The organism is Kitasatospora sp. NPDC004799 (assembly GCF_040609095.1).
GTDB lineage: Bacteria > Actinomycetota > Actinomycetes > Streptomycetales > Streptomycetaceae > Kitasatospora.
The window spans coordinates 1-6,023 of record NZ_JBEXJK010000480.1 but is presented as its reverse complement, the minus strand read 5'-3'; the positions used below and the strand labels follow the sequence as shown (position 1 = coordinate 6,023).

The following is a 6,023-nucleotide window of genomic DNA, read 5'->3' as shown; positions in this document are numbered from 1 at the left end:
GGTCCGGCGGTGGGGGAGCCGCCGGACCCGGGCCGTCCGCCGTTCCGGTCGCGCCCAGCGGCCCCGCCGGCAGCGGGGGTTGGACCCGACGCATCCGGAGCACGGTCTCCCACTTGTCGCGCGTAGAAACGTTCTTCCGCCGTACGTCTGGCCGTTGCCCGCCGCCACCGGTAGGGATCTGGTGGCGCTGCTAGAACCGCAGCGCCCAACCATTCCCATCCGTGCTCACACCGCCGGGCCGCGAGCCCGGACGGTGGTCAGGAGTAGGCCTCATGCGGAGCACCTCGAATTCCCGGATCAGTCCGAGAGCGCCGCGGGTGCGGCGCCGGACGCTGGCGGCCGCCTCCGCCGCGGCCGTGGTGGCGGCGCTGGTGGCGCTGCCCGGCGGCGTCGCGCAGGCGGTGTCGCCGGACATCGTGATCAGCCAGGTGTACGGCGGTGGCGGCAACTCCGGCGCCCCGTACGCCAACGACTACGTCGAGCTGTACAACCGCGGCACCACCCCGGTGTCCGTCACCGGCTGGACGGTGCAGTACGCCTCGGCCGGCGGATCGAGCTGGTCGCGGACCACCCTCTCGGGCACGATCGCCCCGGGCCACTACTTCCTGGTCCAGGAGGCCGCCGGGGCCGGTGCGGGCGCCGCGCTGCCGGCGGCGGACGTCACCGGCACGATCGCCCTGTCCGCGACCTCCGGCAAGGTCGCCCTCGTCACCAACGGCACCGCGCTGACCTGCGCCTCGAACTGCGCGGGCCAGGCCGGGGTGAAGGACCTGGTCGGCTACGGCAGCAGCGCGAGCTCCGCCGAGGGCTCGCCGACCGGCAACCTGGCGAACAGCACGGCCGCCCTGCGCGCGGGCGGCGGCGCCACCGACACCGACAACAACGCGGCGGACTTCGCGGTCGGCGCGCCCGCGCCGCGCAACTCCGCCACCGGCGGGGGCGGCAACACCGGCGGCACCCGAATCCACGACATCCAGGGCGCCGCCCGCACCTCCCCGCTGGCCGGCAGCGCCGTCAGCGCGGTGCCCGGCGTGGTGACGGCCGTCGGCCCCAACGGCTTCTGGTTCCAGGACCCGCAGCCCGACAGCGACCCCGGCACCAGCGAGGGCGTCTACGTCTACACCGCCGGGGCGCCCTCGGTCGCGGTCGGCGACTCGGTCACGGTCGGCGCCACCGTCAGCCAGTACCGCCCGGGTGGCACCGGCGGCACCACCAACCTGTCGATCACCGAACTGACCGCGCCCACCGTCACGGTGGTCGCCCACAACGCGCTGCTGCCCGCCGCCACCGTGGTCGGCCAGGGCGGGCGGATACCCCCGTCCGCCGTCATCTCGAGCGTCACCTCCGGCGACGTCGAGACCGCCGGGAACTTCCAGCCGGCCACCGACGGCCTGGACTTCTGGGAGTCCCTGGAGGGCATGCGGGTCGAGCTCGACAACGCGGCCGTCGTCGGCCCGACCAACAAGTACGGCGAGCTGTCCGTCGTGCCGCAGGGCAGCGGCACCCGCACCAACCGGGGCGGCATCCTGCTGCAGGCGAACGACGGCAACCCGGAGCGGGTCGTCCTCGGCAAGGCGCTCGCGCCCACCCCGACCGCCGACGTGGGCGACACCCTGAGCGGCGCCACCGTCGGCGTGCTCGACTACGCCTTCGGCAACTTCACCCTCCAGGTCACGGCGACCCCGACGGTCAGCCGCGGCGGCACCGCCCCCGAGGTCACCGCCGCGCCGACGGCCGGCCAGCTCGCCGTGGCCACCTTCAACGTGGAGAACCTCGCCCCGTCCGACCCGCAGAGCAAGTTCGACGGCCTCGCGGCGGGCATCGTCACCAACCTGCGCTCGCCCGACCTGGTCGCCCTGGAGGAGATCCAGGACAACAGCGGCGCCACCGACGACGGCACGGTGAGCGCGACCCAGACCCTGGCCAAGCTCACCGCCGCCATCGCCGCGGCTGGCGGGCCCTCCTACTCCTACCGCGCGATCGACCCGGTGGACGGCCAGGACGGCGGGCAGCCCGGCGGCAACATCCGCCAGGTGTTCCTGTTCCGCACCGACCGCGGCCTGACCTTCACCGACCGCCCCGGCGCCGGATCGACCACCGCCGACTCCGTGGTGAACGCGGGCGGCACGCCGCAGCTGGCCTACTCGCCCGGGCGGATCGACCCGTCCAACACGGCGTTCAACGCCAGCCGCAAGCCGCTCGCCGGTGAGTTCCGCTGGAACGGCAAGCCGGTCTTCGTGATCGCCAACCACTTCAACTCCAAGGGCGGCGACCAGCCCCTCTTCGGCCGCTACCAGCAGCCGGCCCGCCCCTCGGAGAGCCAGCGCCACTCCCAGGCGGCCGCGGTGAAGGGCTTCACCGACCAGATCCTGGCCGTGGACCCGAACGCCGCGGTCGTCGTGCTCGGCGACCTCAACGACTTCGAGTACTCGCAGACCACGGACATCCTCACCGCCGGCGGCTCGCTCACCGACCTGCCGCGCACCCTGCCGCTGCCCGAGCGCTACACCTACGTGTACCAGGGCAACTCGCAGGTGCTGGACCACATCCTGATCTCCGGCTCGCTGGCGGCCACGGCGTACGGCTACGACATCGTGCACCTCAACAGCGAGTTCAGCACCCAGCTGAGCGACCACGACCCGCAGGTGGTGCGCATCCCGCTGCCGTGACCCGTCGGGCCTGCTTGCGGCGCCGGTCTCCCTCGTGTGCGGGGAGGCCGGCGCCGCTCTCGTCCCGTTCGTGTTCGCCACTCGTGTGAAGAATGCCCGGAGCATGCCTCCATCGGCCGATCATCTCCGCTGCCCGGCCGCCGGTCCGTGCCAGAGTCGCAAGCGGGCGCGGAGACAGCGCCCCTACCGCCGGACCGGCACTCCCGGCAGACCGCCGCAGGTGCGCACCGGCTCGCCGTCGGCGCACCGCCGGTCGGCACCGACCGAACCAGGAGAAGACATGTCGAAGTTCCGTACGATGGCCGCCTGCCTGTCGATGGCGGCGGGGTTCGCCGTCGCCGCGCCGATCCCGGCCGCGGTCGCGGCGCCCGCCGCCACCGGCTACAACCGGTGCGGGAGCGGCCAGTTCTGCCTGTTCCAGCACGTCGACGGACAGGGCGGCTACGTGGCGCTGACGGGTTCGACCCCGTCGCTCGTCGGGCTGAACTTCAACGACATCGCGTCGTCGGTGCGCAACAACACCGGCGCCACCTGGTCGGTCTACACCGACATCAACTACGGCGGCCGGTGTCTGACCATCTCCCACAACTACACCGGCAACCTCACGCAGTACGCCGGCATGAACGACTCGGTCAGCTCCGCACGGCCCGGCGGGTGCTGAGGGGGCGCGGGCCCCTCGGGCAGCGCCCCCGCTGACCGCCCGGAATGATCACCCGGGTCGGTGCGCGGAGCGGGCCGACCCGGGGTGCCGCGGCGACGTCGGCGCCAGCGGGGCGTCGTCGTGCGGGCGGGGCGTCGCGGTCAACCCGCCACGCCCCGCCGCAGGTTCGGCCGTCGGGCCGTCGGGGGCAGCCGTCAGCGCGTCACGATCCAGGACAGGCTCGCGGTCAGCTTCCCGCGCAGCGCCGGGTCCGCGACGGCCGGGGTCGGGTCGGTGGCGACGGCGGTGAGCGCGTGCGGCCGGGAGCGCGGCCCGGTCAGCTTGAGTTCGGCCAGGTCCAGCGCGGTGCGGCCGGCCAGCCGGGGCAGCTCCCGCCCGTCCAGGTACCAGCGCAGCCGGGTGCCGGGGACGGGCAGGTCGACGGTGAGGCGGTCCGCGGGGGTGAGCCAACTGCCCTGGGCGGTGGGGCTGGTGAGCGGGGTGGCGTGGCGGTAGAAGCCCGCGATCATCGCCTCGCGCCCGGGCAGGTTGAACTCGCGGCCGAGCGAGCGCATGATCGAGTGCTCGGTCGGCCGGTAGAGCCCGGTGGGGTAGTAGCCGCCGCCCTCGTACGTGCCGACGGTACCGCCGTCCGGCGAGGCCTGGCCCAGCCAGCGGGACCACTTGGTGCCCTGCGCGCGCATCCGGTCGGCGGTCAGGGTGCTGATGTTGGCCTCGGCGGGCTCGTCGCCCTGGTACGTCCCCTGGCCGTCGTACGCGTACTCGTCGGCCAGCTTGCCCAGCGAGTGCCCGGTCTCGTGCACCGCGATCTGCCCGGACCTCGCGTTGCCGCCCGCCACGGTGGCGATCCCGTCGTAGCCGACCGGGGACTTGACGTCGTTGTAGCCGGCGCCGCCGTACTTCGCGGTGTTGGCCACCACGAGCACCAGGTCCGCCTGCGGGGCCCTCGCCGCGTAGGACTCGACCGCCTTCTCGTCCACGCAGAGCAGCCGCTCCACGCCGTCGCACCAGAAGTGCGAGCCCAGCGCGGTGTGCCGGACCGTCCCCTGGTCCGGGTCCCCGGTCACCCCCGACTCGGGCGAGACGGCGGACACCGTCCAGACGTTGAACAGCGCGCGGTAGGTGGCGTAGGGCTCGACGGCGGTCAGCTCGCGCCACTTCTGGGCCGCGTCCGTACGGAACTTCTCCTGCTCCTGCGCGGTGTACCCGTCGCCGATCACCACCACGTCCAGCTTGGTGGCCGGCTCGCCGTTGCGGACCAGCGCCGTCACCTCGCCGTCGCCCGGTACCGGCGCCACGCCCTGGGGGCGGTCGGCGAGGTAGGGGGAGGCGGCCGGGGCCTGGGCGTGGGAGATGCCGCCGTCCTCGGCGAACACCTCCACCTGACGCGTCGTCGGCGGGCCGTCCGCGGGGCGGCCCCAGGCCGGCGCGGCCCCCAGCACCGTGGCGGCGAGTGCGGCGGCGAGCAGGGCGGTGGTGGCGGTCCTGGCGGTGGTGCGGTGCACGGGCATCCTCCCGGAGGGAACGGTCTGTGGCCTGCCCCCTTCCCATGGCGAGGACCTGACAATCCTTCCTGTGGTGCCGCCCCCAGGGGGTGAACCGCCGCGCGGGCGTGGCGGCCCGCCCGCGCGGGGGCCTCAGCCCCGCCGGCCGTCGGCCTTCGGCGTCGCGCACAGGGCGTCGTCGACGAGCTGGTTCTCCGCCTCCGCCACCCGCACGACGTCCTGCTCGGTGGCGGCCTGGACGCCCGACAGCGAGACGGCGACGCTGCGCCGACCGTCGGCGGTGACGCCGACGGTGGTGATCCACCCCGCGTCGCCGCCCTCGTGGCCCCAGTACTCCCCGCCGCAGGACAGCCGGCGGGAGAAGAGGCCCAGCCCGGCCCGGGCACCCGGCATGAACCGCTCGAACCCGTCGCTGACCTGGACGGTCCGGGTCATCTCCGCCAGCTGCTCCGGCCGCAGGAGCCGGCCGCCGAGCAGGGCGCCGAAGAACCGGTCGAGGTCGGCGGTGGTGGAGACGAGCCCGGCCTCGCCGTTGGTGCCCGATCCGACCTGCTCGGTGACGTCCACCAGCGGCTCGTCGGCCTTGAACCGCTGGTAGGTCTCGGCGTGCGGCCGGGGCAGGGTGGGTGAGGTGCCCGGCCGGAAGGTGTGGTCGAGGCCGAGCGGGCGGACGATCCGGTCCCTGACCTCCTCGTGCCAGGGGTTCCCGGTGACCCGCTGGATGATCATGCCGAGCAGGACGTAGCCGGTGTTGCTGTAGTTCCAGCCCGTGTCCGGTGTGAAGTCCCGGTCGTGTCCCATCGCCCGGGCGACGATCTGCTCGGGTGCGTACGCGTCGTACCGGTGCCGGCGGAAGTCCTCCGCCGAGGTGTAGTCCGGGTAGTCGTCGTGGATGCCGCTGGTGTGCTGGAGCAACTGGCGGACGGTGATCGCGCGGCCGTCGTTGTCGTTCCCGGTCACCACGCCCGGCAGCCACCGCTCGACTCGGTCGTCCAGGGAGAGCCGGTTCTCGCCGGCGAGTTGCAGGGTCACCGTGGCCACGAACGTCTTGGTGACGCTGGCGATCCTGAAGTAGCCGTTCCGGGGGACCGGCCGGCGGTCCGTCAGGCTCGCGACGCCACTGGCGGTGGTGAGGTTGCGGCCGTCGGCGGCGACCACGCGGGCCTGAATCGTGCTCGGCTTGATGCG

The 6,023-nt window shown here is 73.9% G+C and carries 4 protein-coding genes; 2 read left to right on the top strand and 2 right to left on the bottom strand.

Annotated elements, in window-relative coordinates; all coding sequences use genetic code 11:
• Positions 1 to 272 precede the first annotated feature (272 nt).
• Both ABZW03_RS35960 and ABZW03_RS35955 read left to right on the top strand, forming a co-directional pair.
• Entirely contained in the window at positions 273 to 2,669 is a 2,397-nt protein-coding gene (locus ABZW03_RS35960; RefSeq protein ID WP_355268179.1) for a lamin tail domain-containing protein, read from the top strand.
• A gap of 280 nt (positions 2,670 to 2,949) precedes the next feature.
• Positions 2,950 to 3,330, top strand: a complete 381-nt coding sequence (locus ABZW03_RS35955; RefSeq protein ID WP_355268176.1) for a peptidase inhibitor family I36 protein — start codon at positions 2,950 to 2,952, stop codon at positions 3,328 to 3,330.
• Between the two features lie 194 nt (positions 3,331 to 3,524).
• Here ABZW03_RS35955 and ABZW03_RS35950 read toward each other — a convergent pair whose 3' ends face one another.
• Together ABZW03_RS35950 and ABZW03_RS35945 are read right to left on the bottom strand one after the other, a co-directional pair.
• The gene (locus ABZW03_RS35950) at positions 3,525 to 4,841 is read right to left on the bottom strand and encodes a M64 family metallopeptidase (RefSeq protein WP_355268173.1); all 1,317 of its coding nucleotides are present in this window, start codon (positions 4,839 to 4,841) and stop codon (positions 3,525 to 3,527) included.
• 126 nt (positions 4,842 to 4,967) lie between these two features.
• On the bottom strand, positions 4,968 to 6,023 hold a 1,056-nt coding region (locus ABZW03_RS35945), incomplete at its 5' end, for a serine hydrolase domain-containing protein (RefSeq protein ID WP_355268170.1).

Excerpts from the sequence above, each read along its gene's own strand:
- ABZW03_RS35955 (WP_355268176.1), top strand. The coding sequence starts at position 2,950 with ATGTCGAAGTTCCGTACGATGGCCGCCTGCCTGTCGATGGCGGCGGGG.
- ABZW03_RS35950 (WP_355268173.1), bottom strand. The coding sequence starts at position 4,841 with ATGCCCGTGCACCGCACCACCGCCAGGACCGCCACCACCGCCCTGCTC.
- ABZW03_RS35960 (WP_355268179.1), top strand. The coding sequence starts at position 273 with ATGCGGAGCACCTCGAATTCCCGGATCAGTCCGAGAGCGCCGCGGGTG.